Consider the following 18,506-nt stretch of genomic DNA (forward strand, 5'->3'; position numbering starts at 1 on the left):
TTTGGGAACCTTTAATAGGCGAGAATATTCCACAAATCGCGTATGCGCTGTTCGGGGTTCCATTTCCCGTCGAAGGCCCAAGGCGCTGTGATGCCGTGGAAAGCGGGAGCCCCTTCGGCATCTTGCAGGTTGTCGTTCAGCCAGCCGCTGTTTCCCCCTTCACGATAACAGCCATAGTAGTAGGTGCGTTGTCCCCAAGGGCAGGGGTCGAGCACTTTGTCGGTGTAGGCATAACCGATGTTGTTGTCGAGAATCTTGTCCGACATGCGGCAATGTATGAGGAAGAATTGCGAGTCGTGGTGGTAGCGGCCGAGAACGGTGGGCGACTGGGCGTCGAAGTAGGAGTTGGTGATGACCAGTTTCTTGTTTTTGTCGCCTCTGCCGTCGTGCCAGATGATGGCTCTGCCGTCGCCATAAAAGCGGCAACGTGTGGCGTAGCACCAGCCGCGCGGACAGAGAAAATCGACACCGGGACACCGCAGGTAAAGGTCGGCGTGATAGTACATGCCGTCACCGCCCCGGGCCCAAAGGGCGAGGGCGTCGTTGCCGTCGGCCCATACGTTGCAGTTGATGATGATGGTGCGGGTGGCGCGTCCGAAGATGGCCATTTGGTGGGTTGTCGTCTTTTCGACGGTCGTGCCATAGTTGTTATACACGGTCAGCCCGCTGATGACGCAGTCATCGGCGCCTTCCTGCAACACGATGACGCCGTTGCCCACGGGTTTGCCGTTATACTCCTTGATGGTGCGGGTCTGGGCGGTCTCGGCGTAGACGATGACGGTGCTGTCGCGTTGTTCGCCCACCAATACGATGTTGGGGCGGTCGATGATGACTTTCTGGTTATAGGTCCCTTTCCGAATCAGCACCTTGAAAGGAATCGACTCGTCGGCCGGGGCTTTTTCCAGTGCGGCTTGTATGCTTTCGCCCGGATTGACAATGATGTCGAACCGGCTTCTGTCGATGGTCGGCCAGCGGTACATGTCGATGAGGCCGGTTTCGTTGGCGCCCGGTGTGTCGAGGCTCACGGGAACTTTGTTTTGGGGGTCGTTCTTGTCGGCCCAACGGTCGTAGAGCTCATACAGTTCGGCCGGACGACCGTTGTACCAGCTGTATCCCATGCGGCGTTCATACCCTATTTCTTCGAGTCGGCGGCGGGGTATGCCGTCGCGGTCGCATACATAAGGCTCGCTATATATCAGGTCATAGTACCGGGCCCATATCGGAGCGGCTTGCGGGTCCTTGACCAGTTGGGGCGTGCGGCCTTCTGCGTTTCTTCCCCAACGCTCATAACGGAGCCCCGTGAGTTTATAGCTGTCGAACCATCTCATGGCGCCGTGAACGGCTGCCTTTATTCGGGCGTCGGGGTGAGGCAGCGACATGAGCAGGGCCACGATGTGGGCGCTTTCCTGGGCACAGTACGATGGTAATTCGTAGGCGCGGGCCGAGGCGGGTTTCAAGGTCACGTTGTCGTATTGTTGGCACCAGACGGTCGGTTTGCCGTCGACCGTGATTTGCGTGGCAAGAATACACTCTATGCCTTTGTCGAAAGCCTGCTTGATGCGTTTGCGCAGCGATTTGTCGGTCAGCCCCTTGTCATAGGGTTGTTGCTCGGTCATGATGCTGCGCAGCAATTCCAGGGTGTTGACCATGGCGTCGTCGTTGAATGTGATGTGGTATTGATACCCCCGTTTTTCGGGCCAGAATTGCGGCCAGCCGCCGTTTTCATACTGTCCGCTGAGCAGATATTCGACTCCCGCCCTGAAAGCGTCGCGATAACGGGTCTCTTTTGTTTCCCGGTAGAGGCGGGCCAGATAGGTCATTTGCGAGGTCGTGGCGTTGTTGTCGATGGTGGAGTCGTTGCGACGGCTTTTCTCCTTGATGACCGCTGCGAGTTCTTCTTGGCTCATGTCGCGGGTCATGTCGATGTTTTTGGGCCACCCTCCTGTGCATCGTTGGTAGGCGATTATCTGGTCGCCGATGCGGCGGGCTTCTTCGGTCTTGAAAAATGCCGGGTCTTTCTCCCGCAGGGAGATTTTTCTCCCGGGAGGTTGTGCGGTGGCCGGGGCAAATACCAGTAGGGCACACAGCAGATTTACAGCCAGACAAATCTTTTGAATGTTTGAGTGGGGTTTCATGGTAAAAGCGATTTTTATTTCAGCAATTAGATGCCTGTCATGCCCCAAAGTTTAATCGGAGGCATTTTTTTATGTCGTTTTTTGAGGACGGGGGGAGGTGAGGTCGTGTGTCACGATTGCGGCTCTTTGCGCAGAATGGTATGAGGGTGGTCGGTGAGAATGGCGGCCAGGTCGGAAAAAGAGCTGTAATAAGTCCCGTAAAAGCGACGGGTGCGTGCCAGTGTGTATAATTCGACGACTGCCTCCTTCATGCCTTCGACCGAGCGCCGGTCGGCTCGACTTGGCGAGGTAAGTATGCGTGTGCCGAAGTGGGCATGGAGTTGTTCCTTGATGGTCTCACTGTCGGTTGCCAGGTAAAAGTGCGTGTCGGCATCGTTTTGTACCTCTTGCTCCATTTGTTGCAGGAAGAGGGTGGCCGGGCTTTCGGCGATGGCGACGGTGTTGTCGGTGCGGCGAATGTGCAACCCGATGGTGTTGGCGGGGAATGTCGAGCAGCGGCGTTCGATTTCGGCGGCGATTTCATCGGTAGGCACGAATAGCTCCCTGAATAAATGATTGTCGGTTGGGAAGAAGGATAATCCGCTGGCGATGAGTGATTTCCCGCTGGATACGAGCGACACCGTCTCTTCGGGCCGGTCGAGCAGGGCGGGCAAGCAGGTATCGTCGAGCCGAGGGGCAAAATGCCGCCGCTGGTATATCGAGGGGAGATAAAAGTTCCTTTTCAGCGGTACGTTATATTTTACGAGGGCATCGAAGCGACTGCATTCGGTGAGGTTGATGGCGTGGCCCAAGGGGCGAAACAATGCGTGGAAAGGAGCATTCAGGTCTTTGTTTCTCAACCAGATGACATCGAGACCCATTTCCGTGGCCCGAGCCAGAGCATATCCCGCCGCAATGGCACGCATGCGGTTGGCCAATCCTCCCAGCGGGACGAGTGTGATTTTCTTCTCGACGGTCATGGCGTCTTTTTTTCTGTATTGTTTTTGCGGCGGCGCAACCACGAGAACCATTCGCTCCACTTGTTGAACTCCTTGCGGTACATGATACCGACGCCCTGCGTGGTGAGTGCCGATTTCACATAGTAGTTCTTGTCGTTGTAATGGTTGTAGGCTTTGAGCCGAATGTTGCCGCTTTTGTTCAAGAGGTATTCGAGGTCGAAGTCGCCGATGAAGGTGTTGTTGTTGACGTCATTGTCGCGGTAACCGATGTTGCCGTTGATGATGAGCCGGTTGTTGAGCAGCTGGCTCGACAGGGCCACTTCCACTTCCACGTCGGAGAAGTCGCCTTTCTCGCTGCGCAGGTTGGTGCCGATGTTGATGTTTTCGTTGATTTGTCCCAACAGGTTGTTGAGCTGGCTCGAAAGTGCCGACGAGGCCACCGATACCAGTTCGTTGTTGTTGGTCTGTCCCACGTTCATGTAGTCGGGCGTGTAAAATTTGTTGAGGGCGAGCAGGTAGATGATTTGCCGGTTGACCATGTCGTCGGAACTGATAATACTGCGTATCCGGCGGTCGATGTCTTGCGTGACGGTGGGGAAGTCGAGGTCGAACCGGAATTCGGGTTGTTGCAGATTGCCGGTGAGGTAGAGCATGGCCCGCACGGGTATGGTCGTGCGGTTGAGGTCGGGTTCGGTGGCAAAACTTTCGTCAAGGTCTTCGAGGTTGGCCGTGAGGGCATAGTAGGCTTCGATGTTGAGCCCGGCATTTTGCGGGGCGCCCGAGAAAGAGATGCTGCTGCCGGTTTTTATGATAAAGTCCTTGGTGATGAGGTCTTGCAGGCTGAAATTGTAATTTCCCTTGTCGACGGTGTAGGTGCCATACAATTTCATGTCGGAGAAGGTGTTGTATTCGAGCCGTATGTTGCCGCTGCCTGTGGCGTGTATCATGTCGCCGGTTGCGGGGTCCATGAGCAGGTTCATCGACATTTGCGGATTGACGTCGATTTGCAGGTTGAGCGAAAGTAGGTGTGACGATGTCTCGGGCAATACGATCGGTCGGGGCCTCTCTTCTTGGAGCGTGTTTTTGTTGGGGTTCCGGGAGCGGTCGACGAAGGTGATGAATTGGTACTCTTCGGCTTCGGCGTTGTCGGAGAGTACAAACGTGAATTTTGACCGTTCGTTGGTCATCATGTTGATGTCGATACCTGTATATTGCGTGTTCCCTTCGATGCTTACCGAGCCGCTGCCGTAGACTTTTCCGTAGTAGACATCGTTGTCTTTTTCGGTCGTGTTGTAGACCAGCATGTCGTTTATGTCCGATGCATTGAGGACGTATTCGATGTTTTTGAAGTTTTTGTGCCGCATGATGCCGTTTACCCGTCCCAGGTGGTTGTCTTCTCCCGCCAGTGTCATGTTGTCGATGATGATGGCGTCGGGGGTAAGGCGTATCGAGTCGGAGATGTAGAAACGGGTGTTGAGGTAGTCGATGCCGAATCCGAATCGGTCGACATAGGCCGAGCCTTTGACGTTCAGGGCTTTGAAGCGCCCGTAGAAATTGATTTTACCGGTAGCATGGCCGTCCACGTCTTTGAGAATCTTTTCGGTGAACGGATTGAGAAATGCCAAGGAGATGTGCCGGGCATCGAAGTGCAGGTTCAGGGAGTCGCGGGTGGGGAAGATATAGCCGTCGACCCGAGTGTCGGGGTATCCATCTTGTGAGACGGTTCCTTTGAGGAGAATGCCTCGGTTCTCATTGTCCCAGCGGCTGAACAGGTGCAGGTCGCCAAATTCTGCGTGGTTGTAGGAGAAATCCTTGACCGAGAACTCTTTGGTGCTGAGACGGGGCGTGCCGTTGAGCAGGTCGGCAACGACAATGTCGCCGGTGGCTTGCCCGCCGAATACGACGTTTTTCAGATTGAGGGCTTCGAAGATGTAGTCGAGGCTGAGGTCGTTGAGGGAGAGGTTGAGCATGTCCGAAGGCTCTTTCGATACCGTGCCGTCGATATGCAGGTATTGTTCTTTGTGGCGTACTTCGATGCGTCCGATGCGTCCTTTGCCTTCGGCAATGTCGATGGTGGCCGGGAGAATTTGCCATATCGAGTCTCCGATGATGACTTGTGTGGGCAGCACGTCGATGTGGAGTCCGACGGTGTTGTCGCTGTCGAGGAGACGGGCGCAGGTACTTATCTCACCGCAGAATGTGGTGTCGCCGTTGTTGCTCCAATTGATGCGGGACAAGATGTTGTTGCCTTTTATGTCGGTATCGAAGGAGATACCGGTAAACTGCCCCTTTTTGTTGTAGGTCTGTGTGCGCAGGGCAAGACTCATGAGGGAGTCTTTGCTGTCGATGTGTACTTCGTTGTTGTAGAGGTGTTTGGTGTTGAACATGAGATCGGGGGCATCGACGCGTAGTCCCAGCTTTTGGCTCTCCCCGTCGAAAAATCCCGATATTTGCATGGGCTCTTGCAAGGTGACCGGCAATTTCAAGGTCGAGGAGAGTTCAACGCTGTTCTCGACCACGAATCCATAGCGGAAGTTGTTGTTTCCGTCGGACGGTTTCCCTTTTTTGTCGGCCTTTCCGGTGGGTAAGTCGGGCAAGTAACGGGAGAGTAGTCCCATAAACTGTTCTTTGAGTTGTTTGAAAGAATAGTTGCCTTCGATGCCGCCGTTGATGAGGTCGGAGGTGATGTGCAGCCGCTTGATGCTGTCGTTGTTCTCGGCCGTAACGGTGAATTCTCCTGTCGAAAATGTTTCACCCTCGTTTTCGAAACTCAGCGTGTCGATGACGATTTCGCCTTCGATATTGTCGATGTGGTCTCCGTAGAAGTTGCTGGTGACGTTGAAACTGGTGGTCGATTGTGCATATTGCGGGGCCAGATTCAATTCGCCCAGTTTTATGTCTTGTCCCTCGGCAAAGACTCTTATCACGGGGCGGGCGTCGAAGAGGTCGAGCATGCCGATGAGGTGCAATTTGCCGTTAGGGTCGTTGATTGATACGATGCCGTCGTAGTTGGTGTCGTTGTAATTGCCGCTGAGGACAATGTTGTGGTAGGTATATCCTTTGAAATCGACGTGGTCGATATTGCCTTCGATACGACCCCACAAGCTGCCGCCGCGGGTTTGCTGGTTGAGGTTGAGTTTGATGTCGAGGCCGACATTTCCCAAAAGCGGCTCGATGGCAAAAAAACGGCCTATTTCGAAATCGGGTGTTCTCAATTCCCCGTCGAGGGTAAACACGTCGATGCGTCCTTCGGCCAAGATGTCCATGCCGACATGTCCTTGTATCTCTCCCAGTTCACAAGAGAGAGTTCCATTGGCGTTCAGTCCATCAGGACTCTTGTCTATTTCTCCCTCAAATTGCCAATGCCCCATCGGTGTGAAGCGCTGGGCGAGAGCCGGGCGTTCGGGCAGAATCTCTTGCAACAGGCGGGGCAATACGGTGGGGCTTGCCTGCAACTCTTCTATTTTCCCCGAGAAAATAGTCTTCCCGGGTCGGGCGAGATGGCTTGCCGATGCCTCGGCCGAGAGGGTCAGGTCGCCTTTCCCGTAGTTGATGCGCAAATTCCCGGTAAGGTTGTCGGGCGTACCGCGCAAATGGGTCTCTATGGCCATGGCCGTAGAGACGTTTTTCAGCCGGGGTACGAAGGCACCCAGGTCCGAAAGCGTGATGTATGAATCTTGTATCTGTATGTCGATGTTGCTGTTATGGAAAAAGTCGCGTGGCCTGTCATACGACAACAGGTCGGTCGATGTCTTTTCCATCAGTATGTCGGTATGGGGTAGTGTGATTCTGAAATTACTCAGCACGACATTCTCCCTGTTGCCGATGAGTTTGGCTCCGAATTTGCGCAGGGAGAAACCCGATTTCTCCTCGAAACTGATTTTCCGAATGTTTATGTTGATAGAGTCTCTTTCCAACGATTTGAGGGAGACCGTTGCCAGGAAGTCGCTTACAGCGACATGGTTGGGGTCGAAAAGCCCGGCGCCGCGGGGTGCTTCGGAGTGCACGTCGTAGCGCAACGTTCCACGGCGGGCGAGAATGGTGTTGATTTGAGAATGAAGGTCGATGGCCGACGTCCCCTCTTTTTTGAATCGGTCGAGAATAAATTGCAGGTTGAGGGGGGCGTCGGGCGTCTCGCGTTGCAGCGAAACCTCAAAATCATAGAGTTGTACGGTCGTGAAGACAAGCCGCCTTTGCAACAATTCCTGCAACGCCACGCCTGCGATAAGCCGTTGGGCATGGAGCAGCGTGTCGCCTTGGTTGTCGTACAGGCAGAGGTCGGAAAGCTCGATTTTGTTGAACGGGAATACATGGCTGGCACCAATGGTGAGTCGGGTGCCGAGCAGGCTCGATAGCTCGTCTTCGCCCCAGCGGGTTATTTTTTGCTGCACCGAGGGTATGTTCAGCAACAGGTAGGCGGCTGTTACCGAGACGATAAATATTGTCAATAGGCTGACAATAAATATTTTGATGAGCCTAAATAGATATTTCATACACCAATCAAGGACAAATTTATGATTTTTCGCAGAATAAATAAGTATATAATTCTTTTTTATTGTGTAATTTCGCCTCACAAAAAAATAGCGTATGAGTATTACCGTTTTAGGCATAGAATCATCGTGCGATGATACCTCGGCTGCCGTTATCCGCGACGGAGTGATGTTGTCAAACGTCATCGCCTCGCAAGCCGTGCACGAGGCATTCGGCGGAGTGGTTCCCGAGTTGGCGTCGCGTGCCCATCAGCAAAATATAATCCCCGTGGTATCCGAAGCGATTCGCCGGGCGGGAATCGACAAGTCGTCGCTCGATGCCTTGGCCTTCACGCGTGGCCCCGGTCTCATGGGGTCGTTGTTGGTAGGAACCTCCTTTGCCAAGGGGTTTGCTTCGGCCCTCGACATTCCGCTCATCGACGTCAATCACTTGCAGGCCCATGTCATGGCCCATTTCATCGACGTCGAGGGAGAGGAAAACCGTCACCCGGCGTTCCCCTTTATCTGTCTGTTGGTCTCGGGCGGCAATTCGCAAATCATTCGGGTCGACAGCTATAAACAGATGACCGTTTTGGGACAGACCATCGACGACGCTGCCGGCGAGGCATTCGACAAGTGTGCCAAGGTGATGGGACTCGGCTATCCCGGTGGCCCTGTGGTCGACCGCCTGGCCAAGGAGGGTGACCCGAAAGCCTTCCATTTCAGCAAGCCCCATATCCCGGGATATGATTACAGTTTCAGTGGGCTCAAAACCTCGTTTCTCTACCTCCTGCGCGATGAGTTGAAGAATAACCCCGATTTTGTCGAGCAGCGCAAGAATGATTTGTGTGCCTCGTTGCAGACAACCATCGTGGACATTTTGATGGACAAGCTGCGTCGGGCCGTCAAGGATACCGGCATCAAGGAGGTCGCCGTTGCCGGAGGCGTTTCGGCCAATTCGGCGGTCAGAGGCGCTTTCCAGGACCATGCCGCGCGTTATGGGTGGAACGTCTATCTGCCTCGCTTCTCATTTACGACCGACAATGCCGCCATGGTGGCCATTACCGGTTACTACAAATATATCGACAAGGATTTTTGCTCCATCGACCTGCCTCCTTTCGCCCGGGTGGAGCTGTGAAAAACAGAAGATGCCATGCATGTAGAAGTGATTGCCATCGGCGACGAGCTGCTTATCGGTCAAGTAACCGATACCAACTCGGGGTGGATTGCTCGTCAGCTCAACCATGTGGGTTGGGAACTGACCCGGGTTACCTTGGTGCGCGACCGCGGTGACGAAATAAAACAAGCCGTGTCGGCGGCCTTTTCCCGGGTATCGGTCGTGTTGATGACCGGCGGACTGGGCCCGACCAAAGACGATATTACCAAAAAGACCCTCTGTGAACTTTACGGCTGTGCCATGCACCGCGACGAAAAGGTGCAGGCCATGAACGACGAACGGTTTGCACACAAGGGTTTCACGATGAATGCCTTGACTCGTGACCAGGCATGGGTGCCCGATGCTTGCACGGTGATATACAATCCTGTGGGGACGGCTCCCGTCATGTGGTTCGACCGCGACGACAAGGTGCTGGTCTCGATGCCCGGGGTTCCCTCGGAGATGCAGTATGCCGTCACTCATGGCGTGTTGTCGCGCCTGAGAGAACGGTTCTGCGACCATGCCTCGGTGCATCACGCCACCTGTTTGGTAAAAGGGTACACCGAGTCGGGTTTGGCGATTGTCCTCACCGATTTTGAGAACGAATTGCCCGAAACGGTGCATTTGGCCTACCTCCCCAAACCCGGGGTCATACGGCTGCGCCTTACGGCGACTGGCGGTGACGATAAGGAAGTAGCCACCCTTCTCGACGCGCAATTCCAGAAACTCCTGGCCATACTGGGAAGCCATGTCTTTTGCAAGGAAGATGCCTCTTTGGCCGGTGCATTGGGGCTTATCTTGCAGGAACGGAACCTGACCATCGCCACGGCCGAGAGCTGCACCGGCGGCAACATCGCCCACGAGATAACGTTGGTTCCCGGTTCTTCGGCCTATTACAAGGGCAGTGTCGTCTCTTATGCCAATGAGGTGAAGGAGTCGTTGCTGGGAGTCTCGCCGCGAACCATTGAGCAATATGGCGTGGTGAGCCGTCAGGTTGTCGAAGAGATGGCCCGGGGGGTACAACGTCTGTTGCATACCGATTGTGCCATAGCCACATCGGGTATTGCCGGCCCCGACGGCGCCACCCCGGGAAAGCCCGTGGGAACCTTGGCATTGGCTGTGGCCTGCGGCGACAAGGTCGTTTCGACCCGGATAACGGCCGGTACCCAGCGCGAACGCAACATCGAGCGTTTCACGCATACGGCCCTGCTGCACATGGTCGATTTGCTCCACCCCTGACGAGGTGCGAGGGCTCGTTTCGTGGGAGAAAAACAATTTATTTGAAAGAATTTACGAATAAAATTTGGAGGGTATTTTCAAAATCGCTTACTTTGCACTCTGTTTTGTAAACACCCCTCGGAAATAATAAAAATAGATACAGAGATGTCGAAGATTTGTCAAATTACGGGAAAAAAAGCCATGGTTGGCAACAATGTATCCCACTCGAAAAGACGTACCAAAAGAAGATTTAACGTCAACTTATTTACGAAGAAGTTCTATTGGGTAGAACAAGATTGCTGGATCAACTTGCGTATTTCAGCTGCCGGTCTCCGCACCATCAACAAAATCGGTTTGGACGCAGCCCTCAAACAGGCAGCCAGCAAAGGTTATTTGAACGCTTAAATATAAGAGGACCTGAACATGGCAAAGAAAGCAAAAGGTAATAGAGTACAAGTAATTCTCGAATGCACCGAACAGAAAAATAGTGGTCTGCCCGGCATGTCGCGTTATATTACCACCAAAAACAGAAAAAACACCACTGAGCGTTTGGAGTTGAAAAAATACAACCCCATTTTGAGAAGAGTAACCATTCACAAAGAAATCAAATAATTAAGGACCCATGGCAAAGAAAACCGTCGCATCGCTTCAAAAAGGTGAGGGCCGTACCTATTCTAAGGTGATTAAAGTTGTGAAATCGCCCAAGACCGGAGCCTATGTGTTCCAAGAAGAAATGGTGCCCAATGACAAAGTAAACGAAGCTCTCGCCAAATAAGAGAGACTCTCGATAGTTACAGAGAAAAGGCAGCGCAATCGCGCTGCCTTTTCTGTTATCTTGTGGAAGTGAGAGGGGGGCTTCCGGCTATTTACTACCCTGTCGTGGTCGCTGATGAGGTCTGAAATCCACAATCAAGAGCCCATGATAGCTTCCCCATGGGGCTCATATAGCAAAACCGCAATCGATGTGAGAGGCGTTTATGAGTGTCTCATTCTTTGTGGAGACGCATATTGCAACCCCTCTTTCTTTGAATATCATTTGCCGGATAAATAAAAAATCGGATAGGCGCGCGACGGTTGTCGGGGCATATCCGATTCTTATTTTCCCAACCGAAAATAATCAGGCTACGAACAAATAGAGGTAGATGACTGCGGCCGGAGTGGCGAGGAGTACGCTGTCGAGCCGGTCGAGCAGTCCGCCGTGGCCGGGCAGTATTTGCCCCGAGTCTTTTACTTTCAACGTCCGTTTCAGCAACGACTCGCACAGGTCGCCCCATGTCGAGAAGATGGCGACAACGGCACTCAGACCTATCCATTGCGACAAGCTGAGGAATGAGCATTGGGTCGACCATACCCAACCGGCTGCCAAAGTGAAAATTACACCCCCGATAAATCCTTCCCAGGATTTCTTGGGCGAGATGCGCTCAAAGAGACGGTGTTTGCCGAGCAGGCTTCCCACGACGTAAGCCCCGGTGTCGTTGAGCCATATAAACGTGAAGAAGGCGATGACCATCAGCGCGTTGTAGGGCATCAGGAGATATTGCGGTTCGAGGGGCGGGTAGGCGATGTAGCTGAGCAGACCCAAAGGCAATGCCACATAAATCTGTCCCATCAGCGAGAGGCTCAGCGATTTTATGGGGTTCTCTTCTTTGAGGTAGAGCCGCACGATGAATGTGTAGAGCAGGTAGATGATGTAAGGGCTGAACAGGTAGATGCCCGGTATCCCGGGCTGCATGTTGGGCAGGAGAAAGAGTAAGCCAACCAAATAGGTGCCGCCCAATATGTCGGCGTATAGGGTCCAGCGGGAGACATTCCCGTTGACAAGACGGTAAAATTCGAGCAGGCAGAGGATTGTGGTGATGAGAATGAGCCCTCTGAACGATACTTGACTGAACCATGTCGCGCCTAAAATGACGGCGACAAACAAAACTCCGGTAATGGTGCGGGTAATGAGATTTTTCATGGTACCTTGTTTTGTGGGTTTGACGATGATATAAAAACTACCGCAGCACGCCATACATGGGCGTGCTGCGGTAGAGGTGGTTACTGTGCTTTGTCTTCTTCGGGAAGAGTCGTGTCTTCGGCTTTCGTTTCGGTGTGGCTGTCTGCGGCATAGCCGTTGTCGGCTTTCGTTGCCGAAGCAGAAGATTCCTCTTCTTTCTCTTGTGCTTCCTTGTTCTTTTCTTCGATGGCTTTTTGAGCCTCTTCGTTCACTTTGAGAATCTCTTCGCTGCGCGAAGCCCACGGCCGTTTGCCGAAAATCTGCTCTACGTCCTCGGTGAAGATGACTTCGCGTTCGATGAGTACCTGCGCCAGTCGGGCGTGGCCGTCGGCATGTTCGAGCAGAATTTTCTTGGCTCGCTCGTATTGCTCGTTGATGATGCGGCTCACCTCTTTGTCGATGATGCGGGCGGTCTCTTCGCTATATGGTTTGGTGAAGCCATATTCTTGGCCGGTGGAGTCGTAGTAGGAGAGGTTGGGCAGTTCGTTGCTCATGCCGAAGTAGGCAACGATGGCATAGGCTTGCTTGGTCACCCGTTCGAGGTCGTTGGCGGCACCGGTTGAGATGCGGCCGATGAACAATTCTTCGGCGGCGCGACCGCCCAATGTGGCGCACATCTCGTCGAGCATGGCCTCTTTGGGGGTGATTTGCCGTTCCTCGGGCAGGTACCAGGCGGCACCGAGCGCTTTTCCGCGAGGGACGATGGTCACTTTTACCAAGGGGTTGGCATATTGCAGGAACCAGCTCAGGGAAGCATGGCCGGCCTCGTGTATGGCGATGGCGCGTTTCTCTTCGGCCGTGGTGATTTTTGTCCGTTTTTCGAGTCCGCCGATGATGCGGTCCACGGCGTCCATGAAGTCTTGTTTCTGAACCCATTGCTTGTGCTTGCGGGCGGCGATGAGGGCGGCCTCGTTGCACACGTTGGCGATGTCGGCTCCCGAGAATCCGGGAGTTTGGCGGGCGAGCAGGTCGATGTCGACCGAGTTGTCGATTTTTACGCCGCGCAGGTGCACTTTGAATATCTCTTTCCGGTCGTTCAGGTCGGGCAGTTCGACATAGATTTGGCGGTCGAAACGTCCGGCACGCAGCAGGGCTTTGTCGAGAATGTCGGCCCGGTTGGTGGCTGCCAGCACGATGATGCCGCTGTTGGTGCCAAAACCGTCCATCTCGGTCAGGAGTTGGTTCAGGGTGTTTTCCCGTTCGTCGTTCGAGCCCATGTTCGGATTGCGGCCGCGGGCACGTCCCACGGCATCGATTTCGTCGATGAAGATGATGCAAGGGGCTTTTTCTTTGGCTTGGCGGAAGAGGTCGCGCACCCGTGATGCGCCCACGCCGACAAACATCTCGACGAAGTCCGAACCCGACATCGAGAAGAACGGTACGTTGGCTTCTCCGGCCACAGCCTTGGCCAGCAAGGTCTTTCCCGTTCCCGGAGGCCCTACCAGCAAGGCTCCCTTGGGAATTTTTCCTCCCAGTTCGTTGTAGCGTTTGGGGTTGCGCAGGAATTCGACGATTTCTTCGACTTCCTGTTTGGCTTCGGAGAGCCCGGCCACATCTTTGAATGAGACTTTGGTCGCTCCTTCCTTGTCGAAGAGTTGGGCTTTGGCTTTGCCTACGTTGAAGACTCCTCCGCCGCCACCGCCACCGCCGCCCGACATGCGGCGCATGATGATGAACCAGAAGACAAACAGCAAGATGATGGGACCGAACGACCAGAACATGTCGCCGAAGTCGCTGCTCTTTTCATACCTGATTTGCGTGTTGAATCCCGTCTCTTCCTTCCATTTGCTCACCTCCTGGTTGAAGGTGGCGGCATCGGGTATGTTCACATACAGTTTGGGGGTACGACCCAGTTTCTGGGTGTCTTTTGTACCGAATACCTTTTGTGCCGTCGTGTCGGAGAGGAAGGCTTCGAGGTAGTCTTTATTGGTGTAGACGGTGATTTGCTTGATGCCTCCTTCGCGGGCGATTTGCTCAAACTCCGACCAGGTGACCTCTTTCGACGATGAGCCGTCGTTCATGTAATAGACACCTATGAGAGAGAGAGCTATGATGGCATACATCCAGTAGAGGTTAAACCGGAATGTCTTTTTATTTCCTCCTTGGGGGTTGTTGTTTCCCATAAAAAAGTGTGTGTGGGGGTTGGGTTAAAATGTCGTTTTGCTTATTTCAAGACAAAAATCATTCCACGTCGGGCAGTGCTGACAATTTGGCATCGTTCCACAATCCTTCGAGGTTGTAGAAGCGGCGGGGTTCGGGCTGGAACACATGCACATATATGTGCCCGTAATCGATGACAATCCACTGCGAGTTTTTGTAGCCGTCGTAGTTGAACGGTTTCACTCCGATTTTTTCGAGTGTCGTTTCTCTCACCGAGTCGGCGATGGCTGCCACTTGTGCGGGTGAGCCGCCTTGGCAGATGATGAAATACTGGGCCGATGCGGAGTCGATGTTCGTCAGGTCGACGGTAACGATTTGTTTGCCTTTTTTTTCTTGGATTCCTTCGATGATGGTTTGTATCAAATTTTGGTTTTCTTCCATGTAAATAATTATGCAAATTCTTTATTTGCAAAGATAAATCGAATTTCCAAACTGTGAATATCTTTCGCCGATTTAATCGAGATTTTTAGATATATTCTATCTCTTTGTTTATCTTTTTAAGGAAACAGCCGGTATATCTCTGTAAAATATTGTTACCTTTGCCTCACATAAATCATTTAATTCTTATTTCGTATGGAACTGAAAGGCCGTATCATTCAAGTCATGCCGTTGCAGAGCGGCATCGGCCAGGTGAGTGGAAAAGAGTGGAAAAAGCAAGAATATATCTTGGAAACCCAGGAGCAGTATCCGCGTAAGGTATGTTTCCAGTTGAGCGGGAATCGCATCGAGCAATATCCTTTGTCGGTGGGCGAGGAGGTTATTGTCAGTTTCGACCTCGAAAGTCGGGAGGCAAAAGGCCGTTGGTACACCGATGTGAGGGCTTGGAAGGTCGAGAAGGCCCAGCCGGCGGCACCGGCCGCAGGCGGCGACATCGTGCCTCCGCCACCTGTCGATTTTGCGCCCGATGACTCGACGAGCGATATGCCCTTCTGATGCGTTTGCTCGCGGCAGCAAAAAACGCCTCTCCGCATGATGTCGGAGAGGCGTTTTTTTGAGTCGATGGTGCCCGGTTTCGGCGGTTGTCGGGCCTGAACTATTCGGCCAACAGGTCGTTTTGCAGGTCGGGCAGCATCGGGGCGAGCTTCTGATATTCTTTGGTCGACAGCCATGCACTGAGGGCGTTTGCCTGCTCTATGTTGTGCAGGTCGCTGCCCAAAAATTCGATCATGCCGTTCTTGCACAGCCACCACGCCACCTCTTTGGCACCTTTGCCGTAGTAGCCGGCCAGCGAGAGAATATTCACCTGGAAGTGGCACCCGTTGTTGTGCAGGTGTTGATAGACGGCTTTGTCGGCGTGGTAATAGCGGTACCGTTCGGGGTGTGCCAAGACGGGTTGGAACCCTTTGAGCATGAGCTGGAAAAGGATTTCGTCGAGGTCGATGGGCGCCTGCATGAACGAGTTTTCGACCAGAAGGCGCTGCCCCGGCAGCGGAATAAAGGCCGATACGCCTTCTTGGAGCAGTGTCTTGAAATGCTGGTCCATGCGGTACTCGGCCGAGTATCGCATTTCGAGGTCGATACCCTCCTGTCTCAATTTTTCTTGGAGAATGTTGTAGGCGGCATCGATGCTCTCGCGGGTGTTTTCATAAATCTCGTCGATGACGTGCGGGGTGACAAAGATGCGGCTTATGCCCCAGGATTGCAGGGCACGGGCAAGAGCTACCGACGATTCGGGGTCGGGCGACCCGTCATCGATGCCGGGTAATATGTGCGCGTGCAGGTCGGTATGGTAAAACAGCCGGCCGGCTTCTTTCTCTTTATGAAACCATTTCATGAGATAGTCGTTTGGTTTTGGCGTGGGGCAAAGATATGTTATCGACACACTTAACCCCCTGAAATCATATACAAAGGTAATACAAAAGTGGTACCGAAACAAATTCGTGTGGCCGGTGGTGTTTTCTTTTTAAAGCCTTTCGACATGTCGGTTCTACGGCTTGCCAAAGCAATAGTATCAATACATGGGTGGCGGCTTTTCTGTAAAAAGAAGAAAAATATTTTTGTAAATCAAAAGTTATGCGTACATTTGCAAGCCATTATAAAAAATACGCACGTTTTACCACCGTGCTTTGATTTGTAAATATATAAAAAGATATACAATGAAAAAAGGAATTCACCCCGAGAATTATCGTCCGGTAGTATTCAAAGACATGTCGAACGATGAGATTTTTATTACCCGTTCCACGGTAGCTGCCAAAGACACTATCGAGATTGACGGTGTAACCTATCCGTTGGTAAAACTTGAAATCACCAGTTCTTCACACCCCTTCTTCACCGGTAAACAGAAACTGGTCGACACGGCTGGTCGCGTAGACAAGTTTATGAGCCGTTATGCAAAACACATGCAGAACAAAAAGAAATAATCTGTTCTTACCATAAAAACGAAGCGGGGCGAAACCGAAAAGTTTCGCCCCGCTTCGTTTTTCATTGTTGGCCTTTGATGAGAAAGCGTGTGTCCGCTTCTTGGGGGAGTGAAATGTTGCCGGGGTAGACCGGGGGCTCTTTTTCAGAACAGGCGCCCCGACTTGCGTACCCCGATTTGCAAGGCCCAGTTGTTGCCGACCAATGTCCCGCCGTCGGCTGCCGCACTGAGACCAAATCGCCAACCCTTCAATGCCTTTGGCGCATAATGGACTTCGAGCAATCCCGAGAATCCTTTTTCCATTTTTACATAGGGAACATATTGGTTACCCCAACCTCGTTGCAGGGAGGCCAAGAAACGGTAGTTGAACTCTCGGGTTATGTACCCGTCGATGCCGATGTGCAGTGCTTCTACACGGGAGCTCTTGAATCCCAGGTAGCCGTCGCCGTTGTAGCCGGGCGAGAGCAGGAGCGGATTGCCTATCGTGTGGCCGCGGTGTACCCAGCCGTTGTAGACGGCATGCCCATAATACCAGTCGCCGGCACTTACCTGTATAGGTATCTGTTGTGTCTTGTCATACAGGAAAGGCCCGCTTTGGTCGCGGGTTTCGAGAAACTCCACCACCACGCCACCTACAATGGGATAGGCTTGTTTGCTGCGGTACTCGATGCCCCAAAGACCGTCGAACTTGTTGCGGAATATCATGCCCGAGTGGTCGTCGAACGGGTGTTCGTGGTAGATGCGTCCCTCCCAGTTCTTTTGTCGGGTACCCACGGCAAAAAGGTAGGAGCCGAGGTGGTTGCCCGTTACATTCACCTGGTCGATGCCGGGGGAATCTTCACCTCCGGCCAGCGGCACGAATACCTTGAAATATTGTATGATGTCATCGGGGAAATCACAGATTATCTTATTATTTCTATATGTTTTTCCGCCGAACTGGGCGGCCATGTCGATGCCCACGATGCCGTAGTAACGTTTACTCGTTTTCCCGAAACGTAACAACAGGTACTTGCGGTGGTAGAGCAGTCCCCGGGTGTAGTTTTGGCCGGCTCCGTGTGTCTGGTATTGGTATTTGTCATCGACGAAGCGTCCGTAGGCGAGTTCTCCCTTGATTTGTACCGTTCCGTGGGTCCACGGGAAATTGACAAAGTCGGGAATCCCCACACGCACCTGAGGTATGGGGCGGCTGTTTCCGCTCCACACCCAACCGCCGCTGCTCAATGCCTTGTCCCACAGCAGGGAATATTCTTCCTTGCTGCCCACCATGAGGCCGAGTGCCAGAAACCGCAACTCGGCATAAGCCTGTTGCACATAACCCGGTATGTCGTCGTTGTAGGAGGTCATGGCGTCGAGTCCGAATCCATAGGAGAAACGGCGTGAGGTGTCGATGTCCTGAATGACCGCAGCCCGCAGATAACCGGTATTGGGCGTGAACGATACGGTCCCGCCCCGGTTGTTCATGAGGTAGAACGGGGTGTATTCGCCACCGCCGGCTATGATGTTGGCTTCGACACTGTAATCGAGTTTTATCTTTTGAGGCTGTCCGCAAAGCGGGTGGAAGGCGAAAGCCAGGGTCAGCGCGAGAAGGAAAGAACGGAACCGTGTCATGGCGACTAAAATTTATGGAAGAAGTACAGGGTGTCACGGCACGACAAGGTGAGATTGCGGCGTGAGACCTCGTCGATGCGGAATCGCTTTTCGCTTTTCCCGCCGAAGTGATAGGGAGCCTCTTTGAGGTTGAACTGGCTGACCGAGGGGAAGGTTATCGACAGGGAATCGCCCGCAACGGTGTATAGCCCGAACAGCCGGTTGCTGCCGTTGCCGACGTTGCGCTTTTGCAATTCAAACACGCCACGGTCGAAACAGTAATAAATGGAGTCGTTGGTAAAGGTCTCTCCTGTCGGATATTCACAATCCCGGAATTGCCAACGGCCGTAGAGTTTGTCTTCTTCGCTTTTTTGGCAACTCGACAACCCGAGTATCAGCAAGAGCGCACCCAGTATAAACAAAATGTAGGAGGTGAGCTGTTTGTCAAATTTCATATCACACTTCGTTATTTGTGTGCCCGGTGT

The 18,506-nt window shown here is 53.1% G+C and carries 16 protein-coding genes; 7 read left to right on the forward strand and 9 right to left on the reverse strand.

Annotation, left to right across the window (positions count from 1 at the left end; all coding sequences use genetic code 11):
- Window positions 1-11 precede the first annotated feature (11 nt).
- The 3 genes from pelA to IAD09_05350 form a co-directional block, all read right to left on the reverse strand.
- The gene (gene pelA / locus IAD09_05340) at window positions 12-2,135 is read right to left on the reverse strand and encodes a pectate lyase (GenBank protein HIT81643.1); all 2,124 of its coding nucleotides are present in this window, start codon (window positions 2,133-2,135) and stop codon (window positions 12-14) included.
- 110 nt (window positions 2,136-2,245) lie between these two features.
- Entirely contained in the window at window positions 2,246-3,094 is an 849-nt protein-coding gene (locus IAD09_05345) for a glycosyl transferase (protein ID HIT81644.1), read from the reverse strand.
- Entirely contained in the window at window positions 3,091-7,521 is a 4,431-nt protein-coding gene (locus tag IAD09_05350; GenBank protein ID HIT81645.1) for a translocation/assembly module TamB domain-containing protein, read from the reverse strand. Before IAD09_05350 ends, IAD09_05345 begins: the two co-directional genes overlap by 4 nt.
- Window positions 7,522-7,660: 139 nt before the next feature.
- On the opposite strand from IAD09_05350, the gene tsaD reads away from it, so the two are divergent.
- From tsaD to IAD09_05375, 5 genes are all read left to right on the forward strand, one after another.
- A complete protein-coding gene (gene tsaD, locus IAD09_05355) occupies window positions 7,661-8,680 on the forward strand; it encodes a tRNA (adenosine(37)-N6)-threonylcarbamoyltransferase complex transferase subunit TsaD (protein ID HIT81646.1) in 1,020 nt (339 codons plus the stop codon).
- A 15-nt stretch (window positions 8,681-8,695) separates the two neighbouring features.
- On the forward strand, window positions 8,696-9,937 hold the full coding sequence (locus IAD09_05360) for a CinA family nicotinamide mononucleotide deamidase-related protein (protein ID HIT81647.1): 1,242 nt from the start codon (window positions 8,696-8,698) through the stop codon (window positions 9,935-9,937).
- 144 nt (window positions 9,938-10,081) lie between these two features.
- Window positions 10,082-10,321: a 50S ribosomal protein L28 gene (locus tag IAD09_05365; GenBank protein HIT81648.1), complete on the forward strand. Its 240-nt coding sequence runs from the start codon at window positions 10,082-10,084 to the stop codon at window positions 10,319-10,321.
- Window positions 10,322-10,339: 18 nt separating this feature from the next.
- A complete protein-coding gene (gene rpmG, locus IAD09_05370) occupies window positions 10,340-10,528 on the forward strand; it encodes a 50S ribosomal protein L33 (protein HIT81649.1) in 189 nt (62 codons plus the stop codon).
- A gap of 10 nt (window positions 10,529-10,538) precedes the next feature.
- On the forward strand, window positions 10,539-10,691 hold the full coding sequence (locus IAD09_05375) for a DUF4295 domain-containing protein (GenBank protein HIT81650.1): 153 nt from the start codon (window positions 10,539-10,541) through the stop codon (window positions 10,689-10,691).
- Window positions 10,692-11,033: 342 nt separating this feature from the next.
- Here the strand turns inward: IAD09_05375 and IAD09_05380 are convergent, their stop codons facing one another.
- The 3 genes from IAD09_05380 to rsfS form a co-directional block, all read right to left on the reverse strand.
- Window positions 11,034-11,876, reverse strand: coding sequence for a phosphatidate cytidylyltransferase (locus tag IAD09_05380; protein ID HIT81651.1), 843 nt, complete (start codon window positions 11,874-11,876; stop codon window positions 11,034-11,036).
- 80 nt (window positions 11,877-11,956) lie between these two features.
- A complete protein-coding gene (gene ftsH / locus IAD09_05385) occupies window positions 11,957-14,038 on the reverse strand; it encodes an ATP-dependent zinc metalloprotease FtsH (protein HIT81652.1) in 2,082 nt (693 codons plus the stop codon).
- A 58-nt stretch (window positions 14,039-14,096) separates the two neighbouring features.
- Entirely contained in the window at window positions 14,097-14,456 is a 360-nt protein-coding gene (gene rsfS / locus IAD09_05390) for a ribosome silencing factor (GenBank protein HIT81653.1), read from the reverse strand.
- 192 nt (window positions 14,457-14,648) lie between these two features.
- Between rsfS and IAD09_05395 the strand changes: the two genes are divergently transcribed.
- A complete protein-coding gene (locus IAD09_05395; GenBank protein HIT81654.1) occupies window positions 14,649-15,008 on the forward strand; it encodes a DUF3127 domain-containing protein in 360 nt (119 codons plus the stop codon).
- Between the two features lie 100 nt (window positions 15,009-15,108).
- Here the strand turns inward: IAD09_05395 and IAD09_05400 are convergent, their stop codons facing one another.
- A complete protein-coding gene (locus tag IAD09_05400; GenBank protein HIT81655.1) occupies window positions 15,109-15,849 on the reverse strand; it encodes a hypothetical protein in 741 nt (246 codons plus the stop codon).
- A gap of 322 nt (window positions 15,850-16,171) precedes the next feature.
- Here IAD09_05400 and IAD09_05405 point away from each other — a divergent pair, with 322 nt between their 5' ends.
- Window positions 16,172-16,435 carry a type B 50S ribosomal protein L31 gene (locus tag IAD09_05405; protein ID HIT81656.1) on the forward strand — a complete coding sequence of 88 codons (264 nt, stop codon included), beginning with the start codon at window positions 16,172-16,174 and terminating at the stop codon, window positions 16,433-16,435.
- Window positions 16,436-16,578: 143 nt separating this feature from the next.
- On the opposite strand, the gene IAD09_05410 is transcribed toward IAD09_05405, so the two are convergent.
- The gene (locus IAD09_05410; protein HIT81657.1) at window positions 16,579-18,042 is read right to left on the reverse strand and encodes a hypothetical protein; all 1,464 of its coding nucleotides are present in this window, start codon (window positions 18,040-18,042) and stop codon (window positions 16,579-16,581) included.
- Window positions 18,043-18,047: 5 nt separating this feature from the next.
- Window positions 18,048-18,476 carry a lipocalin-like domain-containing protein gene (locus IAD09_05415; protein ID HIT81658.1) on the reverse strand — a complete coding sequence of 143 codons (429 nt, stop codon included), beginning with the start codon at window positions 18,474-18,476 and terminating at the stop codon, window positions 18,048-18,050.
- Window positions 18,477-18,506 lie beyond the last annotated feature (30 nt).

Source organism: Candidatus Caccoplasma merdavium, assembly GCA_018715595.1.
In the GTDB taxonomy this organism is placed as follows: Bacteria; Bacteroidota; Bacteroidia; order Bacteroidales; family UBA11471; genus Caccoplasma; species Caccoplasma merdavium.